Raw genomic sequence first — 26,153 nt, 5'->3', positions numbered from 1 at the left:
TCACCTGCCCGGTCCGGATGTGCCCATGCTTGTACCCTGCCGCCTTTCACCCCTGACGCTTGGCCTGTCGCTGCTGTTCAGCGTCGACCTGGCGAGTGCCGCCACCACCACGCTGCCAGAGTCGTCGATTACCGCCGACAGCGAGCGCGAGAAGGACAACCCACGGGTCAAGGAGGTAAGCACCGCCACCCGCACCTCGACGCCGGTGCGCTATGTCCCCCAGGCCATCGACACGGTGAAGACCGTCAACGTGCTGGATTACGGCAGCAACACCTTGGGCAAGGCGCTGGAGGGCATCCCCAACGTCAGCAGCGGCGCCGATACCCGCTTCGACAGTGTGCGCATCCGCGGCTTCGAGGCCAGCAACGACTTTTACCTGGACGGCATTCGTGACGACAGCCAGTACATCCGCGACCTGCACAACATCGAGCGGGTCGAGGTACTGAAGGGGCCTGCGGCGGTGCTATACGGCCGTGGCAGCCAGGGCGGTATCGTCAACCGGGTCAGCAAGGCACCGGAGCCGGGCCGACGCTCGACCCTCGAAGCGCAGGCCGGCAGTGAAGACCTGCGCAGCCTGTATGCCGACCTCAGCGCCGACCCCAGCGACACCGTCAGCCTGCGCCTGAACATGGGCAACCAGGACAACAACAGCTTCCGCGATGGTGTTCACGGCAGCCGCCAACTGTTCGCCCCGTCGATCAGCTGGCAGATCAACCCCGACCTGAACTGGCTGGTGCAATACGAATACAGCCGTTACAACCGCACACCCGACCGGGGTATCCCCGGGGTCAACGGCCGCCCGGCCGACGTGAGCCGCGGCACCACCTACGGTGACCCGCGCGACTATATCGATGATCACGCCCAGTCCCTGCGCTCACGCCTGAACTACCAGCTGAACGAAACCTGGCAGCTGCGCCATACCCTGGGCCTGTTCAAGCTCGACAGTGAGTTCGACAACACCTATGTCGTCGGCTACAACGCCGGCACCAACACCGTGACCCGCCAGCGTTGGCAGCAGGACCTCAACACCCGCAACCTGTTCAATAACCTGGAGGCCGAGGGCGACTTCGACACCCTGGGGTTGGAACACAAGCTGCTTGTAGGCCTGGAGTTCGGTAACCAGCGGCGTGACCCTCTGCTGTACACCGCCTTGCCTGTTGCGAAGGGTGGCCAGGCGGTTCCAGGCCTGGACCTGAACAACCCCGACCGCAGCCAGCAGCACAATGGCCCTATGACGGTGTCGAGTGACAACCACACCGTGGTCGATAGCCGTGGCCTTTACCTGCAGGACCAGATCCGCCTGAACGATCAGTGGCAGATCCTTGCTGGGGTACGCTTCGACCAATTCGATGTGCAAACCACCAACAAGGATGGCGTGCGCGAACCACAGGACAGCAACAGCACCAGCCCGCGCCTGGGCGTGGTCTACACGCCGTGGCGCGACCATTCGTTCTACGCTTCGTGGAGCAAGACCTTTTCGCCGGTGGGCGGCGGCCTGATCGGCATCACTCCAGATGCGCCGGGCAACGGCAACGACGCCAAGCCGGAAGAAACCCGTCAAAAGGAAATCGGCGTGAAGAGCGACTGGCTCGACCAGCGCCTGACCACCACCTTGGCCATTTACGAGCTGGAGCTGTACAACCGCCGCACCCGCGACCCGCTGATCCCGGAAAACATTTTGCTCAGCGGTCTGCAGCGTTCGCGCGGCATCGAGCTGACCGCCACCGGCAATATCGTTGGCAACTGGTATGTACGCGGCGGCATCGGCCTGCAGGACGCCATCATCGTCAAGGACAACAACGGCCAGGAAGGCAACCGCATCAATGACGTGGCCAAGCGCAACGGCAGCTTGTTCGTGACCTGGAAGCCAGAGCTGGGCTGGTACGCTGAAACCGGCCTGACGTTGGTGGGTAAACGTTATGCGGACAACCAGAACACCACGGTATTGCCGGGGTATGGCCGTTGGGATGCATTGGCGGGGTACCGCACCCATGACTGGGATGTACGGGCGGCGCTGAGCAACATTGCCGACAAGACCTACTACAGCTCAGCGACCAGTGCGGCGCAGATTCAGGTAGGGGACCCGCGTAGCCTGGTGGTGACGGGTAGCTACAGCTTCTGATCTTGGTTGACTGCACCGGCCTCTTCGCGGGCATGTCCGCGAAGAGGCCGGTGCAGGTAGAACCGATTCGATCAGTGCCACACCGCCATCAGCGCCTGCATTTCTGCTTCGCTGATCAGCCCCTGGGGGTATCGCCCGGCAAGCAGACGTCGTGGGTCGGTCGTCCTGACCCTGATGCTTCCATGGTGTTTCAACCACTTCGCCACAACCCTGAGCGATTGGTGATTCACTGCCGATGGGCGCAAAGCCGACTCACTTGCTACGTTCATGTCCACACGTACTCCCTGGCCCGTGAGCGGCTAATTTACGTAAGTATTGTTACAGATCAGATACCCCGGCCTGGCCAAGCTATCTATTTGAAAAACAATACAAAACATATGCCAGTCCAGGCCCCGGACGTCGCCCCAAAAAAAAGGCCCGTCACACGACGGGCCTCTTCATTCACTTCACGCTCAGCGCTTGACCGGCGCCGGCTGCTGCTGGGTCAGGCAGTGGATATTGCCGCCACCCAAGAGCAACTCGCGGCCCGGGATCATCACCACCTCATGGTCGGGGAAGATCTTCGCCAGGATCGCTCTGGCTTCGGCGTCTGCAGGGTCGTCGAAGCTTGGCGCGATGATGCCACCGTTGACGATCAGGAAGTTCACGTACGAACCGGCCAGGCGCACCGACGGGTCACGCTCCTGGCTGCCGGCCACCTGGTCGACACCGGCGCACTCTTCGGCGGTGGCGAACAGTGGGCCCGGAATCGGCATCTTGTGCACGATGAACTCACGGCCCTTGGCGTCGCGAGTGTTCTTCAACACCTCCATGGCCGCGTGGCAGCGCGCATAGTTGGGGTCGTTGGAATCATCGGTCCAGGCCAGTAACACTTCGCCCGGGCGCACGTAACAGCAGAAATTGTCCACATGGCCGTCGGTTTCGTCGTTGAACAAGCCATCCGGCAACCAAACCACGGTGTCCACCGCCAGCTGATCGCGCAGCACCGCTTCGATCTGCTCGCGGTTCATGTGCGGGTTGCGGTTGCGATTGAGCAGGCATTCCTCGGTGGTGATCACGGTGCCTTCACCGTCCACGTGGATCGAACCACCTTCAAGCACGAAACCTTCGGTCTGATAGCGCTGGCAGCGCTCCATTTCCAGCACCTTGGCGGCCAGCTCCTCGTCGCGGTTCCACGGCGCGTACAGGCCGCCATCGAAGCCGCCCCAGGCATTGAAGCCCCAATCCACACCGCGCACTTCGCCATGGTCGTTGATGACGAAGGTTGGGCCGGTGTCACGCACCCAGGCGTCGTCGTTGCTGATTTCGACCACACGAATGTTCGGCTGGTCGAGCTGGCGACGGGCGTTTTCGTACTGGCCGGCGGAGGCCGCGACGGTTACAGGCTCGAAGCGGGCAATGGCCTTGGCCAGGGTTACGTGGGCGGCCTGCGCCGGCTTGCCGCCGAGGCGCCAGTTGTCCGGGCGCTCTGGCCAGACCATCCACACCTGGGTCTGCGGGGCCCACTCGGCGGGCATGTGGAAACCATCGGCACGGGGTGTGGAATTGAGGGTTTTCATGGGTGACCTCTGTGATGGCCCTAAGCCGGAGTGCGCTGGGGCGTTTGCCAATTTATAACCGATATATATCGATATTTAAAGCCGATCCGGTAGAAATTCCGGGGCCGTTCGGCGCATTTAAATCGATAACAATCGGCACAAGCTAACCTTAGCCTGGTGAAAGGAGCAGCCTGCCGTCTACCATAGCCACACCCTATGCATCCTGTTACAGCTACACACGGAAAATTCCGACAAGGACGACTAGGGTCAATACGTGAGCAACGGGCCAGCGAGCCGCTATGAACATCATCCCTACCGCAATCCCTGAAGTACTGATCATCGAACCGAAAGTGTTCGGTGACAGCCGTGGTTTTTTCTTCGAGGCATTCAACGCCCGTGAGTTCGCACGGCAAACCGGCGTGAACGTGGAATTCGTCCAGGATAACCACTCGCGCTCCATCAAGGGCGTGCTGCGTGGGCTGCACTACCAGGTGGCAAACACCCAGGGCAAACTGGTGCGCGTGGTGCATGGCGAGATCCGCGATATTGCCGTGGATGTGCGCAAAAGCTCGCCAACCTTTGGCCAATGGGTTGCCGTGCACCTGTCGGCCGACAACCACCGCCAACTGTGGATTCCACCCGGTTTTGCCCACGGTTTTGCGGTGATGAGCGAATCGGCCGAATTCCTCTACAAGACCACCGACTACTACAACCCCGGCGCCGACCGCTGCATCCGCTGGGACGACCCGCAACTGGGCATCGACTGGGGGCTACGGCAGCCACCGGTACTGTCGGACAAGGACAAGGTCGGCCTGCCACTGGCAGAGGCGGAACTGCTCCCTTAACTAGCGCATAATTGCGCCAGACTTTTCTGGCGCCTATACGTGATGATCGCAAAACCCACGCCCCCACGCCGTCCCCGCTGGCGCAGCCTGGCCTTGCTGGCCCTGTGCCTGGCACCGTTACTGTGGCCGTTGCACCATCTGGCCGAACGCTACTACCAGCAAGAGCTGGCCTCGCAGAACCGCCAGACCCTCGACCTGTATGTCGCCAACCTGCTCGGCACCCTGCACCGCTACGAGACCCTCCCGCAAATCCTCGGCGACCTGCCGGCATTGCGTGGCGTGTTGGCCGACCCGTTCCGCCTGGAAGCGGTGACCAACGCCAACCGCCTGCTCAAAGACATTGTCCAGCAGACCGGTGCCGAGGTGATGTACCTGATGGACGTCAGCGGCAACACCCTGGCCGCCTCCAATTGGGACAAGCACGACAGCTTCGTCGGCCGCAATTTCGCCTTCCGTCCCTACTTCAACGAGGCCATGGCCGGGCATCTGGGCCGTTTCTTCGGCCAGGGCACCACGTCGGCCAAACGCGGCTACTTTTTCGCCGCAGCAGTACGGGACCGTGAGCGGACCGTGGGCGTGCTGGTGGTCAAGGTCGACCTGGATCACACCGAAACCCTGTGGGGTCGTACCCCTGAGCAGTTGTTGCTGACCGATCACAATGGCGTGGTCATCCTCACCTCGCGGCCCGACTGGCGCTTTCGTGCCACCCGTGTGCTGAGCGAGGCCGAGCGCCAGGCCATCATCGCCATCCAGCCCTACCCGACCCAGGCCCCGCAACCGCTGGTACTCAGCCCGGACGCCTGGATCTCCCAAACCCGCGACATCAAGGAAACCGGCTGGCAAGTGAGCATCCTTGCCCCACGCACACTGGTCGACCGCTCGGTACAGACGGTGATGGCAATCGGCGCCGGCACCTTGCTGGTGGTAATGCTGCTGGCCGGGCTGGTGATGCAGCGGCGGCGCCATTACATCGACCGCATCGACTTCGAGGCCCGTGGCCGCCAAGAGCTGGAAAAACGTGTAGCCGAACGTACCGCCGACCTCGAAGGCCTGAACACCCGCCTGAAAAGCGCCGTGCTGGAACGCGAGAACGCTCAGCAGGAAGCCGTGCGCGCCCAGGACGAACTGGTGCAGGCCGGCAAGCTGTCGGTACTGGGCACCATGTCGGCCAGCATCAGCCATGAGCTGAACCAGCCGCTGGCGGCCATTCGCAGCTACGCGGAAAACGCCGAGATCCTACTCGACCACCAACGCACCGAAGACGCACGCGGCAACCTCAAGCTGATCGGCGAGCTGACCGGGCGCATGGCCTCGATCATCGCCCACCTGCGCGCCTTCGCCCGCCGCGACCGCCACGCCCCGGAAAGCGTGGCCCTGCAGCCGGCCCTGGACGATGCCCTGGCGCTGCTGGCCAAACGCCGCCGGGCAATGGCCGTAGAGCTGATCCGCGACCTGCCTGAAGCCACTTTGTGGGTACAGGCCGGCGAAACCCGCCTGCGCCAGGTGCTGGGCAACCTGCTGGCCAATGCCCTCGATGCCCTGACCGAAAAGGCCAACCCGCGCCGCCTGTGGCTAAGTGCCGAGCAACGTGATGGCTGCGTCTACCTGTACATCCGCGACAACGGCCCCGGTTTCAGCCGCCAGGCCCTGGAGCACGCCAAGGAGCCGTTCTTCACCACCAAGACCCGTACCCAGGGCTTGGGCCTTGGCCTGGCCATCTGCGAAAGCCTGATGCGCGCCCTGGGTGGTGAACTGCTGCTGGCCAACCACCCGGAAGGTGGCGCACTGCTGACCCTGCAGCTGCGTGTGGCCGCGCCTGGCGCTACTTTGCCCAATTCGGAGGACCCCTCGGCATGACCACCGAGACACTGATCGACAGCCGAGCCCAGGTCATCCTGGTCGACGATGACCCCCACCTGCGCCAGGCCTTGAGCCAGACCCTGGACCTGGCAGGGCTCAAGGTAGTCGCCTTGGCCGATGCCCAAGGCCTGGCCGAGCGAATCGAGGCCGACTGGCCGGGCGTGGTGGTCAGCGACATCCGCATGCCCGGTATCGATGGCTTGCAGTTGCTGGAACAACTGCACAGCCGCGACAGCGAGCTACCGGTGCTGCTGATTACCGGCCATGGCGATGTGCCGCTGGCAGTGCAGGCAATGCGCGCCGGGGCTTATGACTTCCTGGAAAAGCCGTTTGCCACGGACGCCCTGCTCGACAGCGTGCGCCGCGCCCTGGCCCTGCGCCGCCTGGTGCTGGACAACCGCAGCCTGCGCCTGGCGCTAAGCGACCGTCAGCAGCTGGCCACCCGCCTGGTGGGCCATTCACCGGCCATGCAGCGCCTGCGCGAGCAGATCGGCGCCTTGGCCGGCACCCGTGCCGATGTGCTGATTTTGGGCGAAACCGGCGCAGGCAAAGAGGTGGTGGCCCGTGCCCTGCACGACCTTTCCAGCCGCCGCGACGGCCCGTTCGTGGCGATCAACGCGGGGGCACTGGCCGAGTCGGTGGTCGAAAGCGAGCTGTTCGGCCATGAGCCCGGCGCGTTCACCGGCGCGCAGAAGCGGCGCATCGGCAAGTTCGAATTTGCCAACGGCGGCACGCTGTTTCTCGATGAAATCGAGAGCATGAGCCTGGATGTTCAGGTGAAACTGCTGCGCATGCTGCAAGAGCGGGTGGTCGAACGCCTGGGCGGCAACCAGCTTATCCCGCTGGATATCCGCATCATCGCTGCCACCAAGGAAGACCTGCGTCAGGCCGCAGACCAGGGGCGCTTCCGCGCCGACTTGTATTACCGCCTTAACGTCGCACCGCTGCGTATTCCGCCGCTGCGCGAACGCGGCGATGACATTCTGGTGTTGTTCCAGCATTTCGCCGATGCCGCCAGCCAGCGACATGGCCTGTCACCGCACGCGCTGCAGCCAGCACAACGTGCCCTGCTGCTGCGTCACGACTGGCCGGGTAATGTGCGCGAACTGCAGAACGCCGCCGAGCGCTTCGCCCTTGGCCTGGAACTGGCCCTGGATGGCCAGGCACCTCCGGCAGCAGCACCCGCAGCACCATTGCTGAGCGGCAACCTCAGCGAGCAGGTGGAGCAGTTCGAACGCTCGCTGATCGCTGCCGAACTGGCCCAGCCACACAGCTCCATGCGCAGCTTGGCCGAGGCGCTGGGCATCCCCCGCAAAACCCTGCACGACAAACTGCGCAAGCATGGCTTGAACTTCGACGGAGGCAGTGGCGGGCATGACGAACAAGAGGACAATCGTTAATGAGCACCGATAGCCAGTATCTGCAGTCCGTACTGCACAGCGACATCCCCCTGACCCGCGAAATGGGCCTGGAAGTGATCGATTGGCAGCAGCACACCCTGCGCCTGCAGCTGCCGCTGGCGGCCAACGTCAATCACAAAAGCACCATGTTCGGCGGCAGCCTGTACTGCGCAGCGGTGCTGGTGGGGTGGGGCTGGTTGCACTTGCGCCTGCGAGCGCTGGGGATCGATGACGGGCATATCGTCATTCAGGAGGGGCAGATCAGTTATCCACTGCCAGTTACCGGCACGGCGGTGGCGCGTTGTGCAGCGCCGGACGAGAAGACCTGGGAGCGATTCCTGAACATGTACCAACGGCGCGGGCGGGCGCGGTTGACGCTGGAGACCACGGTAAGCAATGCCGGCAGTGACGAGCCTGCCGTTACCTTCAGCGGCCAGTACGTTCTGCACCGCTAGCCCAACAGCCTTGCGCAAAATCCAAAGGCTCCCACAGCAAAACCCCGTCAGATCAGGTTAAGGAACGCCTGGCGCCAGGCAGCATTTGCCGGCAACGCCAGGAAATACGGGTTAAGCAACGACTCGCGCGGTGGATACCGGAACGGCAACCCATCCAGCCCGATGACCTCGCCCCCGGCCCCTTCCACCACACCCTGCGCCGCCGCAGTGTCCCACTGCGAAGTCGGCGCCAGGCGCGGATAGCAATCGGCGCTACCCTCAGCCAACAGGCAGAACTTCAACGAGCTGCCAACGTTGGCCAGTTCCAGCTCCCCCACCGCAGCACCCAGCCCGGCCAGCAGCGCTTCCTGCTCCGGGCTGGAGTGCCGGCGGCTGGCAACCACGGTGAAACACTCACCTGCAGGAGGCGCGTTACGCACCTGAATCGCCTTGGCAGCCTCACCCGCGTCGGCCCGCCAGGCACCCAGGCCGCGACCACCGAAATAGCAGCGCCCGTTGGTCGGCATCGACACCACGCCGAACACCACCTGGCCGTTTTCGATCAGGGCGATGTTGACCGTGAACTCTTCGCTGCCGGCGATGAACTCCTTGGTGCCATCCAGCGGGTCGACCAGCCACCAGCGGCCCCAGCCCTGACGCTCGGCCAGGGGAATATTGCAATCCTCTTCGGACAGCACCGGTATGTGCGGCGCCAGCGCCAACAGGCCATCGGCAATCACCCGGTGCGCCGCCAGGTCGGCAACGGTAACCGGCGAATCGTCGGCCTTGTTGGTCACCGCCACATCGGCGCGCCAGAACGGCAGGATCGCCTCGCCTGCCGTCAGTGCCAGCTTGACCACTTCGTGCATCAGTTGCAGGTCGTTCATAGCTCCAGCAAACCCCGCTGAATCAACAGGTCACGGGCCAGGTAAAGCGCCGCCAGGGCGCGCCCCTCGGTGAACTGCGGGTGCATGGCCAAGGCCGAAAGCTCACGCAAGTTGACCTTGTCGACCCGCATCGGCTCCGGCTCGTCGCCTTCCAGGCGCTCTTCATACAGCTCGCTGGCCAGCACCACCTGGATCTTCTGGCTCATGTAGCCCGGCGACAACGACAGCTCGGTCAGGTGCTCCAGCTGGCGTGCGCCAAAACCGGCTTCTTCCTTGAGCTCCCGGTCGGCGGCCGCCAGCACGTCTTCGCCAGGCTCGATCAAGCCCTTGGGCAACGACAACTCATATTCATCGGTGCCGCCGCAGTATTCTTCCACCAGCACGGCATGCTCGGCGTCGAGCATGGCCACGATCATCACCGCACCGTAGCCATTCCCCCGGCCGACCAGGCGCTCGTAAGTGCGCTCGTTGCCATTGCTGAAGCGCAATTGCACGGCTTCGACGCGAAACAGGCGGCTACTGGCGACGATTTCGCGGCTGAGTACGGTGGGTTTCTGGCGCATGGGGCGGCTCCTTGGCGTGAACGGGTTACTATACCGTGGCTTGCCGACTGATCGAGAGTTTCCCATGCCTGTTCTTCCCTGGTCCGCCATCGATACCGTCCTGCTGGACATGGACGGCACCCTGCTCGACCTGCATTACGACAACCGCTTCTGGCTGGACCACCTGCCCCAGCGCTATGCCGAGCTGCACGGGGTAAGCCGCGCCATGGCGGAAATGGAGCTGCAACCGCTGTTCGAACGCAATTCCGGCACCTTGAACTGGTATTGCCTGGATTTCTGGAGCCGCGAGCTGCGCCTGCCCATTCGCGAGCTGAAGCGGGAAATTGCCGACCTAATTGCCCTGCGCCCGGATGCCGATACCTTCCTGGCTGCGATTCGCCAGGCGGGCAAGCGAGTGGTGATGATCACCAATGCCCACCGTGATTCACTGTCGCTGAAGCTGGAGCGTGTAGAACTGGCGCCGTACTTCGAGCGGCTGATCAGCTCCCACGACTATGGCTACCCGAAGGAAAGCCCGCAGTTCTGGGATGCCTTGCAGGCGGATATCGGCTTCGAACCGGGGCGCAGCCTGTTCATCGATGACACGCTGGCGATTCTGCGCAGTGCGCGGCGCTTTGGTGTGGGGCACCTGCTGGCGGTGCGGCAGCCCGATAGCAAGGCGCAGCCGCGTGATACCGAGGAATTTGCAGCGGTCGAGGATTATCGGGAGTTATTGGTAGGCCTGTGAGGCCCCATTCGCGGGCGCGCCCGCGAAGAGGCCGCTACAGGCTTTAGAGATCAGTCGGGAATACGCAGCACCTGCCCCGGATAAATCTTGTCCGGGTGCGTGAGCATCGGCTTGTTGGCCTCGAAGATCTTGTTGTACTGGCTGGCATTGCCGTAAACCACCACAGAGATGGCCGACAGCGTGTCGCCCTTCTTCACCGTAACAAACCTGGCCGCCTTCACCACCGGCCCGGTCACGGTGATCTGGTCATCGACACTGGCCACACCATTGATGTTGCCGGCTGCGAGAATGATCTTCTCCTTCTCTTCCTGGCTGGCCACTTCTCCCTTGAGGATGATCTTGTCTCCCTCTACAGTGGCGGTGATGTTCGGGTTGCCCAGGCCGACACTTTCCACGTGTTTCTTAAGCTGCTCTTCGGCATTGGCGTTGCCAGGGGTCAGCAGGTCGATCAACTTCTCGCCGGCTTCCTTCACGAAACTGAACAGGCTCATTGCGCTCTCCTTGTTGACGAAACCTCGGACACAGGAGTCTAGGCCAGCTTTGCCACTCTCGCCCCATGCGGCCAATCGACGCGGTCTATCAAGGCATAGAGCCTAGCGATTAGACGCCGCTGGCACGCAAGCCTAGGCTTGTGCAATCAGAAAGCCGCCGGTATTCAGCGCCCCGATGAACAGCAAGCCTCCGGTCTGCGCGGCCTCATCGCCCTTGTCCATGCCCGCCGCCAGCAACAGATACGATTACGTCCAGCTCAGCGACGCCAAACGCGACAGCACCCCGCTGGCCGAGGAAGTGGCCCTGGCCATCGTCTATAACGGCCTCAACCAGGCGGTGATGCTGGTCAGCCCCACCGATTTGGAAGATTTCGCCGTGGGCTTCAGCGTCGGCAGCGGGATTGTCGAAGGCACCGCAGAAATCTACGACCTCAAGCTCTCGGGCAGCGGCTCGGCGATGTATGCCGACCTGGAAATTTCCAGCCGGGCATTCTGGAACCTGAAGAACCAGCGCCGCCAGCTGGCCGGCACCAGTGGTTGTGGCCTGTGTGGGGTCGAAGCCCTGGAGCAGGCGCTGCCGGAACTGGCCGTGCTGCCGGGTGCCCCCCTGCCGCCGGCCCAGTGGCTGGCCGGCCTGCGCGAGCGCATCGATGCCTTCCAGCCTCTGGGCCAGCACTGCGGCGCCGTACATGCGGCACTGTTCATGGACCGCCACGGCGAATTGCTGCTCGGCCGTGAAGACATTGGTCGGCACAACGCCCTCGACAAGCTGATCGGCGCCTTGCTGCGCCAAGGCATCGACAGCCAGGGCGGCCTGGCCATCGTCACCAGCCGCTGCAGCCTGGAGCTGATCCAGAAGGTGCTGCGCGCCGGTATCCAGACCCTGGTCAGCCTGTCGGCGCCCACTGGCCTTGCCCTGCAATGGGCACGCAAGCACAACCTCAACCTCATCCATTTGCCCAAGCACAGCGCACCGCGGGTCTACAGCCCAGCGGCGGAGTCGTAACAGCCGTGACCTCGTACCAGCACCTTCCGGACAACGCCCCAGCCTCTACCCCTCGCTACAAGCCCTACCACGGCCCCGCCGGTGGCTGGGGCGCACTGCGCAGCGTGGCCAAGGCCTGGGTCGGCAGCGATAACGCACTGAAGAACATTCGCGCCCTGCTCAAAACCAACCAGAACGGCGGTTTCGACTGCCCCGGCTGCGCCTGGGGCGACTCGCCGGAAAACGGCATGGTCAAGTTCTGCGAGAACGGCGCCAAGGCGGTGAACTGGGAGGCGACCAAGCGCCGTGTCGATGCGGCCTTCTTCGCCCGATACAGTGTCACCTCGTTGCTGCAGCAGAGCGATTACTGGCTGGAATACCAGGGGCGCCTGACCGAGCCGATGGTCTACGACGCACCCAGCGACCGCTACCTGCCTATCCGCTGGGACGCCGCATTCGCCCTGATCGCCCGCGAGCTGAACAAGCTGGTCAACCCGGACCAGGCCGAATTCTATACCTCGGGGCGCGCCAGCAACGAAGCGGCGTACCTGTACCAACTGTTCGTGCGCGCTTACGGCACCAACAACTTCCCCGACTGCTCGAACATGTGCCACGAGGCCAGCGGCGTGGCCCTGGGGCAAAGCGTCGGGGTTGGCAAGGGCACCGTCACCTTCGACGACTTCGAGCATGCCGATGCGATCTTTGTCTGGGGCCAGAACCCCGGTACCAACCACCCTCGCATGCTCGACCCGCTGCGTGATGCGGTGAAACGTGGCGCCCAGGTGGTGTGCGTAAACCCGCTCAAGGAACGTGGCCTGGAGCGCTTCCAGCACCCGCAGAACCCGCTGGAGATGCTGACCAACAGTGACCGGCCAACCAACACCGCGTTCTTCCGCCCGGCGCTGGGCGGCGACATGGCGATGCTGCGCGGCATGGCCAAGTTCGTCCTGCAATGGGAACGCGAAGCCCAGGCCAAAGGCGAGCCGGCCGTGTTCGACCATGCCTTCATTGCCGAGCATGGCCATGGCGTCGACGAGTACCTGGCTGTGGTGGATGCCACGCCGTGGGAACACATCCAGGCGCAGTCCGGCCTGACCCTGGCCGACATCGAGCTGGCCGCGCGCATGTACTGCCGTGGCAAGCGGGTGATCATGTGTTGGGCAATGGGCATCACCCAGCACCGCCATTCGGTGCCGACCATCCAGGAAATCGTCAACCTGCAGATGCTGCGCGGCAACATCGGCGCGCCAGGCGCCGGCCTGTGCCCGGTGCGCGGCCACAGCAACGTGCAGGGTGACCGTACCATGGGCATCAACGAGCGCCCGCCGGTGGCCCTGCTTGACGCCCTCGAAAAGCGCTTTGGCTTCCCCGTGCCCCGGCACAATGGCCACAACACCGTCGAAGCCATCCACGCCATGCTCGACGGCCGCGCCAAAGTATTCATCGGCCTGGGTGGCAACTTCGCCCAAGCCACGCCAGACACCGAGCGCACCGCCCAGGCATTGCGCAACTGCGAGCTGACCGTGCACATCAGCACCAAGCTCAACCGCAGCCATCTGGTCCATGGCAAGCAGGCGCTGATCCTGCCGTGCCTGGGCCGTACCGACATCGACCTGCAGGCCGACGGGCCACAAGCGGTGACAGTGGAGGACTCGTTCAGCATGGTGCACGCCTCCAACGGCCAGCTGAAGCCGCTGTCGACGCAAATGCGCTCGGAACCGGCAGTCGTTGCCGGCATCGCCGCCGCCACCCTGGGCAAGCAACCGGTGGACTGGCACTGGCTGGTGGCTGACTACGACCGAATCCGCGATCTGATCGGCGATACCATCGCCGGCTTCAGCGGTTTCAACCAGCGCCTGCAACACCCAGGTGGCTTCTACCTGGGCAACAGCGCCGCCAGTCGCGAATGGAAGACCAGCACCGGTCGCGCCAACTTCAAGGCCAACCTGCTGCCGGATTCGCTACTCGATGAGCGCGTGCGCGCCAGTGGCCAACTGCCGGACCTGATCATGCAGTCCATGCGCTCGCACGATCAGTACAACACCACCATCTACGGCCTGGACGACCGCTACCGGGGCGTGCGCGGCCAACGTGAGGTGCTGTTCGCCAACGAAGCCGACATCATCCGCCTGGGCTTCCAGCCAGGGCAGAAAGTCGACATCGTTTCGCTGTGGGGAGATGAGCATGTGCGCCGGGTGCAAGGCTTTACCTTGCTGCCTTTCGACATCCCGGCCGGGCAGGCGGCGGCGTATTACCCCGAGGTGAACCCGCTGGTGCCGCTGGAGAGCATTGGCGATGGCAGCCACACACCGACATCGAAGTTCATCGCGATCAAACTGGAGCGCGCGCGGGACGACGGGCGCATCCTGTAAAAACGAAAAAAGCCCTGTTCCGTTGGGGTTCAGGGCTTTGTCATAAAGGTCTCAGACAGCCTAAAATCGATAAAGTTTCACAGCAAATACAGTAACTTAGAGAATTGTGTACAACTCGTGTTACTCGTCGGATTTCCGTTGCCAGCCAGGCCGCTTAGCCTCAAATTCGCCTCGTCATCCCTATGAGGCTCTCTTGATGAAGAAGTACTCCTCGATTCTGTTGTTGTCTTTCAGCTTGCTCAGCGGCGTTGCCATGGCAGGCGGCACCACCGAGGCCGGCATTGGCGGCGCATTGGGTGGGGTACTGGGCTCAGTGGTGGGCAACTCCATCGGCGGTAGCACCGGCGGCGCCATTGGTGCCGGCCTGGGCGGCGCGGCAGGCGGTGCCCTGGGCGCGGACAAGCGCCAGCGCGGTGAGGCCGCTATCGGCGGCGCACTGGGCGCGGCAGGCGGTAACGTGGTAGGTCGCTCGGTGGGCGGCACCACCGGTAGCTACATTGGCGCGGCAGCCGGCGGTGGTGCCGGTGGCGCACTGGGTAACTACATGGGCAACAAGGCCGACGAAGACGAGCGTCATGACGATCGCCGCTACCGTCGCGGCTACGACGACCGTCGCCACTACGACCGTGGCCACCATTACGGCCACCGCAAGCACAAGCGCCACTGGCGCGACTGATGCCTGAGGGCCTCGCCCCGGCAGCAAAAGCCCCGCCCCTTGTGGCGGGGCTTTTTTATGCCTGTGGCTCCAGTACAAGGCCGGACAGGATCGCCTGCAGCGCCTCTGGCAGTGCCACAGGCCGGCCACTGGCACGCTCGATGAACACCTGCACCACCGTGCCCGCCGCGCACGCCTCTGATTCGCCTGGACGGTAAAGCGCCAAGCGGTACTCCACCGTGCTGCCCGCCAGGCGCGTCACTCCCAACCCCACCTCCAGCACGTCCGGGAAGCCCGGCAGTGCGTAGAAGTCCGCCGCCGAACTGACCACGAAGGCCGCCAGTTCGCCGTCACGCAGGTCCAGTTCGGCCTGTTCGACGAAAAATGCCTGGATGGCGGTTTCGAAAAAGCCATGCACGGTAGCCCCGGCGATATGGCCGTTGATGTCGTTGTCCGAAGGGCGGGTGAGGACGGTGTGGAAGTGGGAGAAGGCAGTGCGCTGAGGGGATTCGGTCATCTGTCTGGCTCTTGTCTTCGCAATTGATGCTGACAGTGAATCAGAAAATCCAGGTTTGCGCTGCCTGCGCTCCCCTGTGGGAGCGGCCTTGCTGATTTGCAGGAACAAAAAAGCCGCCCCTGGGGGCGGCTTTCTCGTTGCGGCTGGCTCAGCTTACAGCTGTGGACCAGCGGCCTTGATGGCGTCGGAAACTTCGAACTTCTTGAAGTTTTCGATGAACAGCTTGGCCAGACCTTTGGCGGCCTCGTCGTAGGCAGCTTTGTCAGCCCAGTTGGTGCGCGGGTTGAGCAGCTCGGTTTCAACGCCCGGAACAGCCTTCGGCACGTCCAGGTTGATGATGTCCAGGTGCTCGGTTTCGGCACCGACCAGCGCGCCGCTCTGGATCGCAGCGATCACGGCACGGGTGGTCGGGATGCTGAAGCGCTTGCCAACGCCGTAGCCACCACCGGTCCAGCCGGTGTTGACCAGGTAAACCTTGGAGTTGAAGCCGTTGATGCGCTTGATCAGCAGCTCGGCGTACTCGCCAGCCGGGCGCGGGAAGAACGGTGCGCCAAAGCAGGTGGAGAAGGTCGACTTGATGCCGCCGCCCGAACCCATTTCGGTCGAACCGACCAGCGCGGTATAGCCGGACAGGAAGTGGTAGGCCGCCTGCTCGTTGTTCAGGATCGAAACCGGAGGCAGTACACCGGTCAGGTCGCAGGTCAGGAAGATGACTGCGTTAGGCTCGCCGCCCAGGTTCGCTTCGGAGCGCTTGGCAACGTGCTCCAGCGGGTAGGCCGCACGGCTGTTCTGGGTCAGGCTGACATCGGTGTAGTCGGCGTGCTTGTTGGCGTCGAGCACGACGTTTTCCAGCACCGCGCCGTGCTTGATGGCTTTCCAGATGACCGGCTCGTTCTTCTCGGACAGGTCGATGCACTTGGCGTAGCAGCCACCTTCCATGTTGAAGACAACGCCTTCGCCCCAACCGTGCTCGTCGTCACCGATCAGGTAACGGCTTTCGTCGGCAGACAGGGTGGTCTTGCCGGTGCCGGACAGGCCGAAGAACAGGGTCACATCACCTTCTTCACCGATGTTGGCCGCGCAGTGCATTGGCAGCACGTCGGCAGCCGGCAGCAGGAAGTTCTGCACCGAGAACATGGCTTTCTTCATTTCACCGGCGTAACGCATGCCAGCGATCAGCACCTTCTTCTGGGCGAAGTTGATGATCACGCAACCGTCGGAGTTGGTGCCGTCACGCTCAGGCTCGCAGACGAAGTTGGCGACGTTCAGGACCTGCCACTGGTCGCGGCCAGCCGGGTTGAACTGCTCCGGGTTGATGAACAGGCAACGGCCGAACAGGTTCTGCCAGGCAGTCTGGGTGGTCATCTTCACTGGCAGGTAGTGCTCGGCAGCCGCCCCTACGTGAACATAGGAAACGAAGTGATCCTGGGCGTTGTTGAACGCCTCGACGCGAGCCCACAGGGCATCGAACTTGTCGGCCGGGAACTTGCGGTTGATCGGGCCCCAGGAAATGGCGTCCTGGGTGGAAGGTTCTTCGACGATGAAACGGTCAGCCGGCGAACGGCCAGTACGGTGACCGGTCTCTACGACCAGTGCGCCAGTATCGGCTAGTACGCCTTCACCGCGTTGCAGCGCTTCTTTTACCAGCTCATCGACGCTCAGGTCGGTGTACACGGTGTTGTTGGCTTGCGTCATGAGATACCCCATCCGGCCCGAGGCCGAGTGCTCCAAACGTTTTGTAGTTGTCTTGAAAAAACTACTACAGCGAAAAAAGTGGCCGGATTATGCCAGAAACGCCCAAAAAAAGTAGGCCCCTCCTGTCAGAACTGCGCTTTTGCGCAATTCGACAGGAGATTGTCCTGTGATTAACCGTTTCAGTGGCGAGTTTCTGAGGCCACGTCAGTGCCGCCACCAGCAAACAGTTGCGCTACATCGCTGGCATCGAAGAAATAGCGCTCGTTGCAGAACTGGCAATCGATCTCCACCGTCCCACCGCACTCTTCTACCAGCGCCTTGGCATCGTGCTCGCCCAGGCTGACCAACGCATTGCCGGAGCGCTCGCGCGAACAGCTGCAATTGAAGCGCAGCGGCTGGATATCGAACAGGCGCACGGCATCTTCGTGGTACAGGCGGTGCAACAGGGTTTCGTTGCCTTCGGCCCACTCTTCGGGCTTGAGGGTCTTGGCCAGGGCCACCACGTGCTGCCAGCTGTCCTCACGCTCTTCATCATCCGGCTGGCGATCACGCGGCAGCTGCTGCAGCAACAAGCCACGGGCCTTGCCGCCTTCGGCGTTGAGCCAGAAGCGCGTATTCAACTGCTGCGACTGGACGAAGTAGTTGGTGAAGCATTCCGACAGGTTGGCGCCATCGAGGTCGACGGTACCCTGGTAGCGCTGGCCCTTGACCGGGTCGATGGTCAGGGTCAGGTGGCCGTCGGGCATCAGTTGCGACAGGCTGGCATCCGCCGGGATCTGCTCTGCTTCGTAGCGGGCCATGCCGCGAATTTCGCGGTCACCGGAGCATTCCACCATCAGCAGCGGAATCGGCCCTGCCGAGCGCGCCTGCAAAATCAGCAAGCCATCGAACTTCATCGCGCCGACCAGCAAGGCGGTGGCGGCCATCAGTTCGCCGAGCAATGCCTTGACCGGCTGTGGGTACTCATGGCGCGCCAATACTGCGGCGTAGCTGTCATCCAGAGACACCCACTCGCCGCGCACATCGCGCTCGTCGAAGATGAAACGTTGGGTGAAATCGGTATCAGGCAAATCGCTCATAGGTTTTGGCTATCTAAAAATGATGACAAAATGGTTACAAGGGTTATCGGAAACCTGCGAGAACCCGTGACAGAGCGCTCACAAGGCGCTCCGATTCCTGTTTGCAATAGAGGTATTTTATGGACAATCGACCACTGTTCCAAGCAAGGTGGTCTTTGGGGCCATTGGCAGCCTGTACGCTGCTTCCCATCGCTCTACTGTGTTTCTGGTTATGGCCCATTGGCCAGATCCTGTGCCTGACTTTCGACGAGTGGCTGTTTCACAGCCTGAATGCGCCCCTCGCCGACAACACCACCTGGCGTTACATCTGGACCGTCGGCAGCCTGCGCCCGTTCGACATCGTCGTCGGCCTGATCCTGCTGACAGTGCTCATCCGTGGTGACTGGGTGTTCAAGGCAGCGCAAGTTCGCCAGGCATTTTTCGGCTTTCTGGTCACGCTACTCCTCTTAGTGGTGATTCGCGCACTGTTTTCCAAGTGGGTGGATGCAGCCGGCTGGCAACACAAGAGCCCGTCGATGATCTTCGACGACGTCGTGCACCTCAGTGACTACTACCCCAACCTGGAGAAGGCCTGGGAGCTCAAGGACCGTTCCAGCAAGAGCTTCCCGGGCGATCACGCCTCGGTGTTGCTGATCTGGGCGCTGTTCATGAGCGTGTTCTGCCGCCGCCTGGTGCAATACCTGGTGGTCTGGGGGCTGGCGCTGCTGTTCATGCTGCCGCGCCTGGTAGCGGGTGCTCACTGGGGGCAGGATGACTACATTGGCGGGTTGCTGATGGCGGTGCTGGCGTTGGGCTGGAGCTATTACACGCCGCTGGCGGCCAAGGGCAGCGAGGCGCTGATGCGCTGGACGGCGCCACTGTTCACAATCGCGGCCAAGTTACCGTTGGTCGGCAAGTTGGCGGTAGTCCGCTAAACCCTGGGGCTGCTGCACAGCCCATCGCGACACAAGGCCGCTTCCACGTCGAATGGTGTGCACAGGTCCGTTGTGTCGCGATAGGCCGCAAAGCGGCCCCGGCTATTCAAAGCTCCCATGCAACTGGTGTATCTGCCGCCGCTGCTTTTTGGTCGGCCGGCCATCGGTAGTCACCCCCATCGCCCCCGCCTTACGCAGGTCGGCCGCCTGCTCACGGCGACGCACACTTTCTTCGGTTTCCTCGTACAGCGTCTGCGCCTCTGGCGCCCCACGCCGCACCACCGACAACGCTTTCACCACCACAGTACGTTCATCGAACCCGGTGCGCAGCACGAACTCGTCGCCCACCCGCGGCTCTTTGCCCGGCTTGCATCGCTCGCCCCGGCAATGCACCTTGCCGCTTTCGATCGCGGCCTTGGCCAGCGCTCGCGTCTTGTAAAAGCGCGCCGCCCACAGCCATTTGTCCAGACGAACCTTATCGTCGTCTTCGGCTTTTTGTGCCATCCCGTTACCTCGGATTCTGTCTTTCATCGAACTGTACTACCTTCACATACGGATGCAAAAAGTCCCCGCCGTGCTTACAGTTCACCACCTCATTCGCAGGGTGTGCTTCGTGAAGACATTTGACCATTTGACTGTGATCGGCCTGCGCGAGTGGGTCGCCTTGCCTGACCTCGGCGTGGCCGGGCTGCGCGCCAAGATCGACACCGGTGCCAGCACCTCCAGCCTGCACGCCACAGAGGTGGAACCGTTCGAGCGCGATGGCCAGCCCTGGGTCCGTTTCACCGCGCACCTGGGCTCGGTGGTGCAACTGCGTCACCGCCGCTGCGAGGCGCCGCTGGTCACCATGAAAACCATCAAAAGCTCCAACGGCCAGGCCCAGACCCGCTATGTCATCCGCACGTCACTGGCGCTGGGCGATGGTGTGTGGGAGGTGGAGTTCACCCTGGCCTGCCGCAAGAATATGCGCTATCGCCTGTTGCTTGGTTCCAAGGCCCTCATACACGGCCAATTGGTGGTCAACCCCGGCCTGAAATACGTACAAGACAAACCGGCCTTCCCGGCCACCCTTTCCCCTGTCACAGGTGCTGCATGAAGATCGCTGTGCTGTCGCGCAATCCGCGTCTGTATTCCACCCGCCGCCTGGTCGAAGCCGGTATCCAGCGTGGCCACGAAATGGTGGTGATCGATACCCTGCGGGCCTACATGAACATTGCCAGCCACAAGCCGCAGATCCACTATCGCGGCAAGCCGCTGGAAGGCTTCGATGCGGTGATCCCGCGCATCGGTGCTTCGGTTACCTTCTACGGCTGCGCAGTACTGCGCCAGTTCGAAATGATGGGCGTGTACCCACTCAACGAGTCGGTGGCCATTGCCCGCTCACGCGACAAGCTGCGCTCGTTGCAGTTGTTGTCGCGGCGCGGCATCGGCCTGCCGATCACAGGCTTCGCCCACTCGCCGGACGACATCCCCGACCTGATCCAGATGGTCAACGGTGCCCCTTTGGTGATCAAGGTGCTGGAAGGCACTCAAGGCATCGGCGTGGTGCTGTGCGAAACCACCCAGGCGGCCGAGTCAGTGATCGAAGCGTTCATGGGCCTCAAACAGAACATCATGGTTCAGGAGTACATCAAAGAGGCCGGTGGCGCCGACATTCGCTGCTTCGTGGTGGGCGACAAGGTGATTGCCTCGATGAAGCGTCAGGCCAAGCCGGGCGAGTTTCGCTCCAACCTGCACCGTGGTGGCGTTGCCAGCCTGATCAAGATAACCCCTGAAGAGCGGATTACCGCGATTCGCGCGGCCAAGGTGATGGGGCTGAGCGTGGCGGGCGTGGATATCCTGCGCTCCAACCATGGGCCGCTGGTGATGGAGGTGAACTCGTCGCCGGGGCTGGAAGGCATTGAAGTGACCACCGGCAAGAACGTGGCCGGGATGATCATCGAACACCTGGAGAAGAATGGCGGGCCGAATCAGACCCGGACCAAGGGCAAAGGCTGAGATTTTTGGGGCCGCTTTGCGGCCCCAAAAATCACACGGCATTACGCGGTAGCAGCAGCCCCAATGGCAGCCTGACCCGCGCTTCGATCCCGCCACCAGACCGGTTACGCAATTCCACATTCCCGCCATGCTGCGCCGCGATCCGTTTGACGATCGCCAGCCCCAGGCCTGTGCCCTTGCCACCCCGCGCCCGGTCACCACGAATGAACGGGTTGAAGATGGTTTCCAACTCCGACTCGTCGATCCCGGTGCCGCGGTCCAGCACGCTCAGCACCACGTACGGCGCACTTTCGTCACCCGACACATAGGCCGCCACCTCGACCCCCTTGCCAGCATGGTGCAAGGCGTTGCCGATCAGGTTGCCCAACATGCGCTTGAGCGAAACCCGGCGCAGCGGGAACGGTGGAATCGGCTCCAGGCACAGGCGCACGCGCTCTTGTGGCTGGTTGTACGGCGCCACCACCTCGCGTACCAGGTCAGCCAGGTCGACCTCTTCCACCGGTTCGTCACGGCCATCGCGGATAAACGCCAGGAACTGATCGAGAATCGCGTCCATGTCCTCGATATCGCGGACCATGTCGTCACTCAAATCGCTGTCGCTGTTCAGCAGTGACAACGACAGCCGCAGACGTGTCAGCGGTGTGCGCAGGTCATGGGAAACCCCAGCCAACATCAGCTCGCGCTCGCGCCCGGCCTGCTCGACATCCTCGGCCATCTGGTTGAAGGCCTTGTACACCTCGGTCATCTCGCTGGGCGTATCGCTGATCGGCAGGCGCACACTGCGCCCCTGGCCAAGCTGGCGAGCGGCAAACACCAGGCGCTTGAGCGGCTGGTTCAGCTGGCGCACGAAAATCCACGCCGAAGCGGTAGACAACAGGCCGATGGCCAGGAACCAGCCCAGCACGTTCCAGATTTTCTGCCCACGCAACGGGTGCGGGTACAGCGGCACTTTCAGCCAACCAGGCCCAAGGCTTGGCGCGTTGACCCACAACGCTGGCGGCGCGTGAATGCGCAGCCGAACTTCGGTGTCGTCACCCAGTTCGGCCTGCATCTGCCGTTGGTAGATTTCGCTGTAGGGCCAGTGCTGCTCCCCTTCGGGCACGCCCGAGCCGGTCACGCGGATAAGGCCTGCCGCCTCGGCGATCTTGTCGCGGTTTTCTTCGTCGGCGGCCCAATAGGCGCGCAATGTCAGCGCTACCCCGTGGCTGTACTGACGGTCGACCAGCACGTCCTCGTTCATCAGCAGGTAGACCAGGGTCAGCGCCTTGGAGAACAGGACGACGATCAACACCAGCCACAGGGTGCGGGCGAAGAAGCTTTGCGGAAACCAGACCGGTGTTTTCATGAAGGGCGCGGCATCATTTACCGGCGTTTCCGTCCGGTACGAACACGTAGCCCACGCCCCATACGGTCTGGATGTAACGCGGCTTGGACGGGTCCGGTTCGATCATGCGACGCAGGCGCGAGATCTGCACGTCGATGGAGCGCTCCAGTGCATCCCACTCACGGCCACGGGCCAGGTTCATCAGCTTGTCGCGGGTCAATGGCTCGCGGGCGTGCATCACCAGGGCCTTGAGTACGGCGAATTCACCGGTGGTGAGCATGTGCACTTCGTCGCCACGCTTGAGTTCGCGGGTGGCCAGCGAAAGCTCGTAGTCGCCGAAGGTGACCGACTCGTCTTCGCTGCCCGGCGCACCCGGTACGCTGGGCGCCTGGCGACGCAGCACAGCCTTGACCCGCGCCATCAGTTCGTCCGGGTTGAAGGGTTTGCCCAGGTAGTCGTCGGCACCCAGTTCCAGGCCTTTGATGCGGCTGAGCTCATCGCCCTTGGCGGTCAGCATGATGATCGGGATCTGGTTGTTCTGCTGGCGCAGGCGCTTGCACGCAGACAGGCCATCCTCACCTGGCAGCATCAGGTCGAGTACCACCAGGTTGAACACTTCGCGCTGCAACAGACGGTCCATCTGCTCGGTGTTGGGCACCGCGCGGGCACGGTAGCCCTTGCTGGTGAAGAAACGTTCCAGCAGGCTGCTCAGCCCCGGATCGTCGTCGACGATGAGAATCTTGTCACCTTCAGCGGTGTTTGGCGTGCCGGTCATGAATAACTCCTCTGATTTCGCCGCGCATTATGGCGTAGCCATTGCTGCACGTTGCGTGAGCATTGTTAGCAGATTTTTCCCCCGGCGCCAGTTCCGGCTGGCCGGGCGCCATCACCGCAAGGCGTTTGCGATGGGTATAATGCGCGCCTTTCATCCAGCGCCGCCGGGCGAAAAGCCCACAGGCGACCCCCGTATTCACAAATGTCAGGTGGTTTACATGGACAGCATCAACAGCCGTATCGCCGAGGAACTGGGCGTACGCCCCCAGCAGGTCGAGGCGGCCGTGGGCCTGTTGGACGAAGGCTCGACCGTGCCCTTCATCGCCCGTTACCGCAAGGAAGTGACCGGTAGCCTGGACGATACCCAGTTGCGCCATCTGGAAGAACGCCTGCGCTACCTGCGCGAACTCGACGAGCGCCGCGCCAGCATCCTGTCCAGCATCGAGGAGCAGGGCAAGCTGACCCCGGAACTGGCCCGCGAGATCAAGCTGGCCGACACCAAGACGCGCCTCGAAGACCTGTACCTGCCGTACAAGCAGAAGCGTCGCACCAAGGGCCAGATCGCCCTGGAAGCCGGCCTTGGCGAGCTGGCCGACGGCCTGTTCAACGACCCCACCCTGGCACCGGAAAGCGAAGCCGCACGCTTCGTCGACGCCGAAAAGGGCGTGGCCGACGTCAAGGCGGCACTGGAAGGCGCCAAGTACATCCTGATGGAGCGCTTTGCCGAAGACGCCGCCCTGCTCGACAAGCTGCGCAGTTTCCTCAAGCAGGAAGCCGTGCTCAGCGCCCGCCTGGTGGCCGGCAAGGAAGAAGAAGGCGCCAAGTTCCGCGATTACTTCGCCCACGACGAACTACTGCGCACTGCGCCGTCGCACCGTGCGCTGGCCATCTTCCGCGGGCGCAATGAAGGTGTTTTGAGCGCATCGCTCAAGGTCGGCGAAGAGCTGCCCGGTACCCTGCACCCATGCGAACTGATGATCGGCAGCCACGTCGGCATCGAAAACCGCGGCCGCCCGGCCGACAAATGGCTGGGCGAAGTGGTGCGCTGGACCTGGAAGGTCAAGCTGTATACCCACCTGGAAACCGACCTGTTCGGCGAGCTGCGGGACAACGCCGAAGGCGAAGCGATCAACGTGTTCGCCCACAACCTGCACGACCTGCTGCTGGCCGCCCCGGCTGGCCCACGTGCTACCCTGGGCTTCGACCCGGGCCTGCGCACAGGCTGCAAGATCGCCGTGGTCGATGCCACCGGCAAGCTGCTGGACTACACCACGGTCTACCCGCACGCGCCGAAGAACGACTGGGACCGCACCCTTTCCATCATGGCTGCACTGTGCGCCAAGCACTCGGTGGAGCTGATCGCCATCGGCAACGGCACCGCCAGCCGTGAAAGCGACAAGCTGGTGGCCGAGCTGGTTAAAAAATACCCAGCACTGAAGATCACCAAGATCATGGTCTCCGAAGCCGGCGCGTCGGTGTATTCGGCCTCGGAACTGGCCGCCCGCGAGTTCCCGGACCTGGACGTGTCGATCCGTGGTGCCGTGTCAATTGCTCGCCGCCTGCAGGACCCGCTGGCCGAGCTGGTGAAGATCGACCCGAAATCCATCGGTGTCGGCCAGTACCAGCACGACGTGTCCCAGCTGAAACTGGCGCGTGGCCTGGACGCCGTGGTCGAGGACTGCGTGAACGCCGTGGGTGTGGACGTGAACACCGCCTCGGTGGCGCTGCTGACCCGTATCTCCGGCCTCAACGCCACGCTGGCACAGAACATCGTTGCCCACCGCGATGCCAACGGCCCCTTCGCCACCCGTGCAGCGCTGAAAAAGGTCAGCCGCCTGGGTGAAAAAACCTTCGAGCAAGCCGCCGGCTTCCTGCGTGTGATGAACGGCGACAACCCGCTGGACGCCTCTGCGGTGCACCCTGAGGCCTACCCGCTGGTGCAGCGCATCGCCGCCGACACCGAGCGCGACATTCGCTCGCTGATTGGCGACAGCAGCTTCCTCAAGCGTTTGGACCCGAAGAAGTTCACCGACGAGTCCTTCGGCCTGCCGACCGTCACCGACATCCTGCAAGAGCTGGACAAGCCTGGTCGCGACCCACGCCCCGAGTTCAAGACCGCCACCTTCCAGGACGGCGTCGAAGACCTCAAGGACCTCGTACCCGGCATGATCCTGGAAGGCGTGGTGACCAACGTCACCAACTTCGGCGCCTTCGTCGACATCGGTGTGCACCAGGACGGCCTGGTACACATCTCGGCACTGTCGGAGAAGTTCATCAAAGACCCGCGTGAAGCGGTCAAGGCCGGCGATGTGGTCAAGGTCAAAGTCATGGAAGTGGATATCCCGCGCAAGCGCGTCGGCCTGTCCATGCGCATGAGCGACACCCCCGGCGAAAAGGTCGAAGGCAACCGTGGCGGCAATCGTGGCAATGGCGGCAACCGCCAGCAGCAGGCCCCGCGCCAGCGTGAAACCACCACTGCCGCACCGGCCAACAATGCCATGGCCTCCCTGTTCGCCAACGCCAAGCAGTTGAAGAAGAAGTGATGGACGTACCGCGCGAATACGTCGAAAGCGCCTTCAGCCAACTGCTGGGCTGCCGCCTGCAACGCCTGGATACCGGTGTTGCCGAGGTGGCCCTGGCCCTCGAGCCGCACTTGCGCAACCGTGGCCAGAAGCTGCACGGCGGGGCCATCTTCAGCCTGGTGGACATCGCCATGGGCCTGGCCTGCTCGGCCAGCCATGGCTTTGACCAGCAAAGCGTCACCATCGAGTGCAAGATCAACTACATGCGCGCCGTCAGCGACGGTGAAGTGCTGTGTACCGCCCGTGTACTGCACGCCGGGCGGCGCACCCTGGTGGTCGACGCTGACGTAGTCCAGGGCGACAAGCTGGTGGCAAAAGCGCAAGGAACCTTCGCGGTTCTCTAGCTCACCAAGCCGTATCTGCGGTATTTTCAGCAGTGCGCTGGCACTGC

The 26,153-nt window shown here is 63.0% G+C and carries 25 protein-coding genes; 14 read left to right on the top strand and 11 right to left on the bottom strand.

Translation table 11 applies throughout. The features are described 5' to 3' along the window. Positions 1-25 precede the first annotated feature (25 nt). The gene (locus tag ACNQP3_RS01205) at positions 26-2,122 is read left to right on the top strand and encodes a TonB-dependent receptor (protein ID WP_264316721.1); all 2,097 of its coding nucleotides are present in this window, start codon (positions 26-28) and stop codon (positions 2,120-2,122) included. A gap of 71 nt (positions 2,123-2,193) precedes the next feature. Here the strand turns inward: ACNQP3_RS01205 and ACNQP3_RS01200 are convergent, their stop codons facing one another. Next, on the bottom strand, positions 2,194-2,391 hold the full coding sequence (locus tag ACNQP3_RS01200) for a hypothetical protein (RefSeq protein WP_012270072.1): 198 nt from the start codon (positions 2,389-2,391) through the stop codon (positions 2,194-2,196). Between the two features lie 183 nt (positions 2,392-2,574). Then, positions 2,575-3,681, bottom strand: coding sequence for an agmatine deiminase (gene aguA / locus ACNQP3_RS01195; protein WP_012270071.1), 1,107 nt, complete (start codon positions 3,679-3,681; stop codon positions 2,575-2,577). A 278-nt stretch (positions 3,682-3,959) separates the two neighbouring features. Here aguA and rfbC point away from each other — a divergent pair, with 278 nt between their 5' ends. The 4 genes from rfbC to ACNQP3_RS01175 are packed head-to-tail and all read left to right on the top strand — an operon-like array spanning position 3,960 to position 8,220. Continuing rightward, complete coding sequence (gene rfbC / locus ACNQP3_RS01190) at positions 3,960-4,505, top strand: dTDP-4-dehydrorhamnose 3,5-epimerase (RefSeq protein WP_012270070.1); 546 nt, start codon at positions 3,960-3,962, stop codon at positions 4,503-4,505. A gap of 42 nt (positions 4,506-4,547) precedes the next feature. After that, complete coding sequence (locus ACNQP3_RS01185; RefSeq protein WP_012270069.1) at positions 4,548-6,362, top strand: sensor histidine kinase; 1,815 nt, start codon at positions 4,548-4,550, stop codon at positions 6,360-6,362. Then, entirely contained in the window at positions 6,359-7,765 is a 1,407-nt protein-coding gene (locus ACNQP3_RS01180; RefSeq protein WP_060493554.1) for a sigma-54-dependent transcriptional regulator, read from the top strand. Before ACNQP3_RS01185 ends, ACNQP3_RS01180 begins: the two co-directional genes overlap by 4 nt. Next, entirely contained in the window at positions 7,765-8,220 is a 456-nt protein-coding gene (locus ACNQP3_RS01175) for a YiiD C-terminal domain-containing protein (RefSeq protein ID WP_060493555.1), read from the top strand. The genes ACNQP3_RS01180 and ACNQP3_RS01175 overlap by 1 nt, the downstream gene beginning before the upstream one ends. A gap of 47 nt (positions 8,221-8,267) precedes the next feature. Here ACNQP3_RS01175 and cysQ read toward each other — a convergent pair whose 3' ends face one another. Continuing rightward, positions 8,268-9,086 carry a 3'(2'),5'-bisphosphate nucleotidase CysQ gene (cysQ, locus tag ACNQP3_RS01170; protein ID WP_012270066.1) on the bottom strand — a complete coding sequence of 273 codons (819 nt, stop codon included), beginning with the start codon at positions 9,084-9,086 and terminating at the stop codon, positions 8,268-8,270. After that, complete coding sequence (gene nudE / locus ACNQP3_RS01165; RefSeq protein WP_012270065.1) at positions 9,083-9,649, bottom strand: ADP compounds hydrolase NudE; 567 nt, start codon at positions 9,647-9,649, stop codon at positions 9,083-9,085. Before nudE ends, cysQ begins: the two co-directional genes overlap by 4 nt. Positions 9,650-9,713: 64 nt before the next feature. Between nudE and yrfG the strand changes: the two genes are divergently transcribed. After that, complete coding sequence (yrfG, locus tag ACNQP3_RS01160) at positions 9,714-10,376, top strand: GMP/IMP nucleotidase (protein WP_264316720.1); 663 nt, start codon at positions 9,714-9,716, stop codon at positions 10,374-10,376. A gap of 50 nt (positions 10,377-10,426) precedes the next feature. Here the strand turns inward: yrfG and lysM are convergent, their stop codons facing one another. Beyond that, positions 10,427-10,867, bottom strand: a complete 441-nt coding sequence (gene lysM, locus ACNQP3_RS01155; RefSeq protein WP_264316719.1) for a peptidoglycan-binding protein LysM — start codon at positions 10,865-10,867, stop codon at positions 10,427-10,429. 220 nt (positions 10,868-11,087) lie between these two features. Here lysM and fdhD point away from each other — a divergent pair, with 220 nt between their 5' ends. The 3 genes from fdhD to ACNQP3_RS01140 all read left to right on the top strand — a co-directional run bounded on the left by fdhD (position 11,088) and on the right by ACNQP3_RS01140 (position 14,900). After that, positions 11,088-11,873 carry a formate dehydrogenase accessory sulfurtransferase FdhD gene (gene fdhD, locus ACNQP3_RS01150; protein WP_244965008.1) on the top strand — a complete coding sequence of 262 codons (786 nt, stop codon included), beginning with the start codon at positions 11,088-11,090 and terminating at the stop codon, positions 11,871-11,873. A 5-nt stretch (positions 11,874-11,878) separates the two neighbouring features. After that, the gene (locus ACNQP3_RS01145) at positions 11,879-14,224 is read left to right on the top strand and encodes an FdhF/YdeP family oxidoreductase (protein WP_264316718.1); all 2,346 of its coding nucleotides are present in this window, start codon (positions 11,879-11,881) and stop codon (positions 14,222-14,224) included. Between the two features lie 196 nt (positions 14,225-14,420). Continuing rightward, positions 14,421-14,900: a glycine zipper domain-containing protein gene (locus tag ACNQP3_RS01140; protein WP_012270060.1), complete on the top strand. Its 480-nt coding sequence runs from the start codon at positions 14,421-14,423 to the stop codon at positions 14,898-14,900. Positions 14,901-14,955: 55 nt separating this feature from the next. Here the strand turns inward: ACNQP3_RS01140 and ACNQP3_RS01135 are convergent, their stop codons facing one another. The 3 genes from ACNQP3_RS01135 to hslO form a co-directional block, all read right to left on the bottom strand. Then, the gene (locus ACNQP3_RS01135; protein WP_012270059.1) at positions 14,956-15,396 is read right to left on the bottom strand and encodes an acyl-CoA thioesterase; all 441 of its coding nucleotides are present in this window, start codon (positions 15,394-15,396) and stop codon (positions 14,956-14,958) included. A gap of 153 nt (positions 15,397-15,549) precedes the next feature. Further along, the gene (locus ACNQP3_RS01130; RefSeq protein WP_012270058.1) at positions 15,550-17,091 is read right to left on the bottom strand and encodes a phosphoenolpyruvate carboxykinase; all 1,542 of its coding nucleotides are present in this window, start codon (positions 17,089-17,091) and stop codon (positions 15,550-15,552) included. Between the two features lie 179 nt (positions 17,092-17,270). Continuing rightward, complete coding sequence (gene hslO, locus ACNQP3_RS01125) at positions 17,271-18,170, bottom strand: Hsp33 family molecular chaperone HslO (RefSeq protein WP_264316717.1); 900 nt, start codon at positions 18,168-18,170, stop codon at positions 17,271-17,273. A gap of 119 nt (positions 18,171-18,289) precedes the next feature. Between hslO and ACNQP3_RS01120 the strand changes: the two genes are divergently transcribed. Next, positions 18,290-19,084 (top strand): phosphatase PAP2 family protein, encoded by a 795-nt coding sequence (locus ACNQP3_RS01120; RefSeq protein ID WP_060493640.1) that lies wholly within the window; start codon positions 18,290-18,292, stop codon positions 19,082-19,084. A gap of 102 nt (positions 19,085-19,186) precedes the next feature. On the opposite strand, the gene ACNQP3_RS01115 is transcribed toward ACNQP3_RS01120, so the two are convergent. After that, on the bottom strand, positions 19,187-19,588 hold the full coding sequence (locus tag ACNQP3_RS01115; protein ID WP_060493641.1) for an RNA-binding S4 domain-containing protein: 402 nt from the start codon (positions 19,586-19,588) through the stop codon (positions 19,187-19,189). A gap of 109 nt (positions 19,589-19,697) precedes the next feature. Between ACNQP3_RS01115 and ACNQP3_RS01110 the strand changes: the two genes are divergently transcribed. Together ACNQP3_RS01110 and rimK are read left to right on the top strand one after the other, a co-directional pair. Further along, positions 19,698-20,180, top strand: coding sequence for an ATP-dependent zinc protease (locus tag ACNQP3_RS01110; RefSeq protein WP_041166351.1), 483 nt, complete (start codon positions 19,698-19,700; stop codon positions 20,178-20,180). Then, positions 20,177-21,082, top strand: coding sequence for a 30S ribosomal protein S6--L-glutamate ligase (gene rimK / locus ACNQP3_RS01105; RefSeq protein WP_008099005.1), 906 nt, complete (start codon positions 20,177-20,179; stop codon positions 21,080-21,082). The genes ACNQP3_RS01110 and rimK overlap by 4 nt, the downstream gene beginning before the upstream one ends. A 31-nt stretch (positions 21,083-21,113) precedes the next feature. On the opposite strand, the gene ACNQP3_RS01100 is transcribed toward rimK, so the two are convergent. Then, positions 21,114-22,427 (bottom strand): ATP-binding protein, encoded by a 1,314-nt coding sequence (locus tag ACNQP3_RS01100; protein WP_012270053.1) that lies wholly within the window; start codon positions 22,425-22,427, stop codon positions 21,114-21,116. 13 nt (positions 22,428-22,440) lie between these two features. Further along, positions 22,441-23,181: a two-component system response regulator OmpR gene (gene ompR / locus ACNQP3_RS01095; RefSeq protein ID WP_012270052.1), complete on the bottom strand. Its 741-nt coding sequence runs from the start codon at positions 23,179-23,181 to the stop codon at positions 22,441-22,443. 217 nt (positions 23,182-23,398) lie between these two features. Here ompR and ACNQP3_RS01090 point away from each other — a divergent pair, with 217 nt between their 5' ends. Then, positions 23,399-25,723: a Tex family protein gene (locus ACNQP3_RS01090; RefSeq protein ID WP_264316716.1), complete on the top strand. Its 2,325-nt coding sequence runs from the start codon at positions 23,399-23,401 to the stop codon at positions 25,721-25,723. Continuing rightward, complete coding sequence (locus ACNQP3_RS01085) at positions 25,723-26,106, top strand: PaaI family thioesterase (RefSeq protein ID WP_012270050.1); 384 nt, start codon at positions 25,723-25,725, stop codon at positions 26,104-26,106. The genes ACNQP3_RS01090 and ACNQP3_RS01085 overlap by 1 nt, the downstream gene beginning before the upstream one ends. Positions 26,107-26,153: the final 47 nt, after the last annotated feature.

It is taken from the genome of Pseudomonas sp. LFS074, assembly GCF_047978165.1.
Taxonomy (GTDB): Bacteria; Pseudomonadota; Gammaproteobacteria; order Pseudomonadales; family Pseudomonadaceae; genus Aquipseudomonas; species Aquipseudomonas putida_P.
Note: the sequence above shows the minus strand (reverse complement) of the source record. Positions and strands in the feature narration are given on the sequence as shown.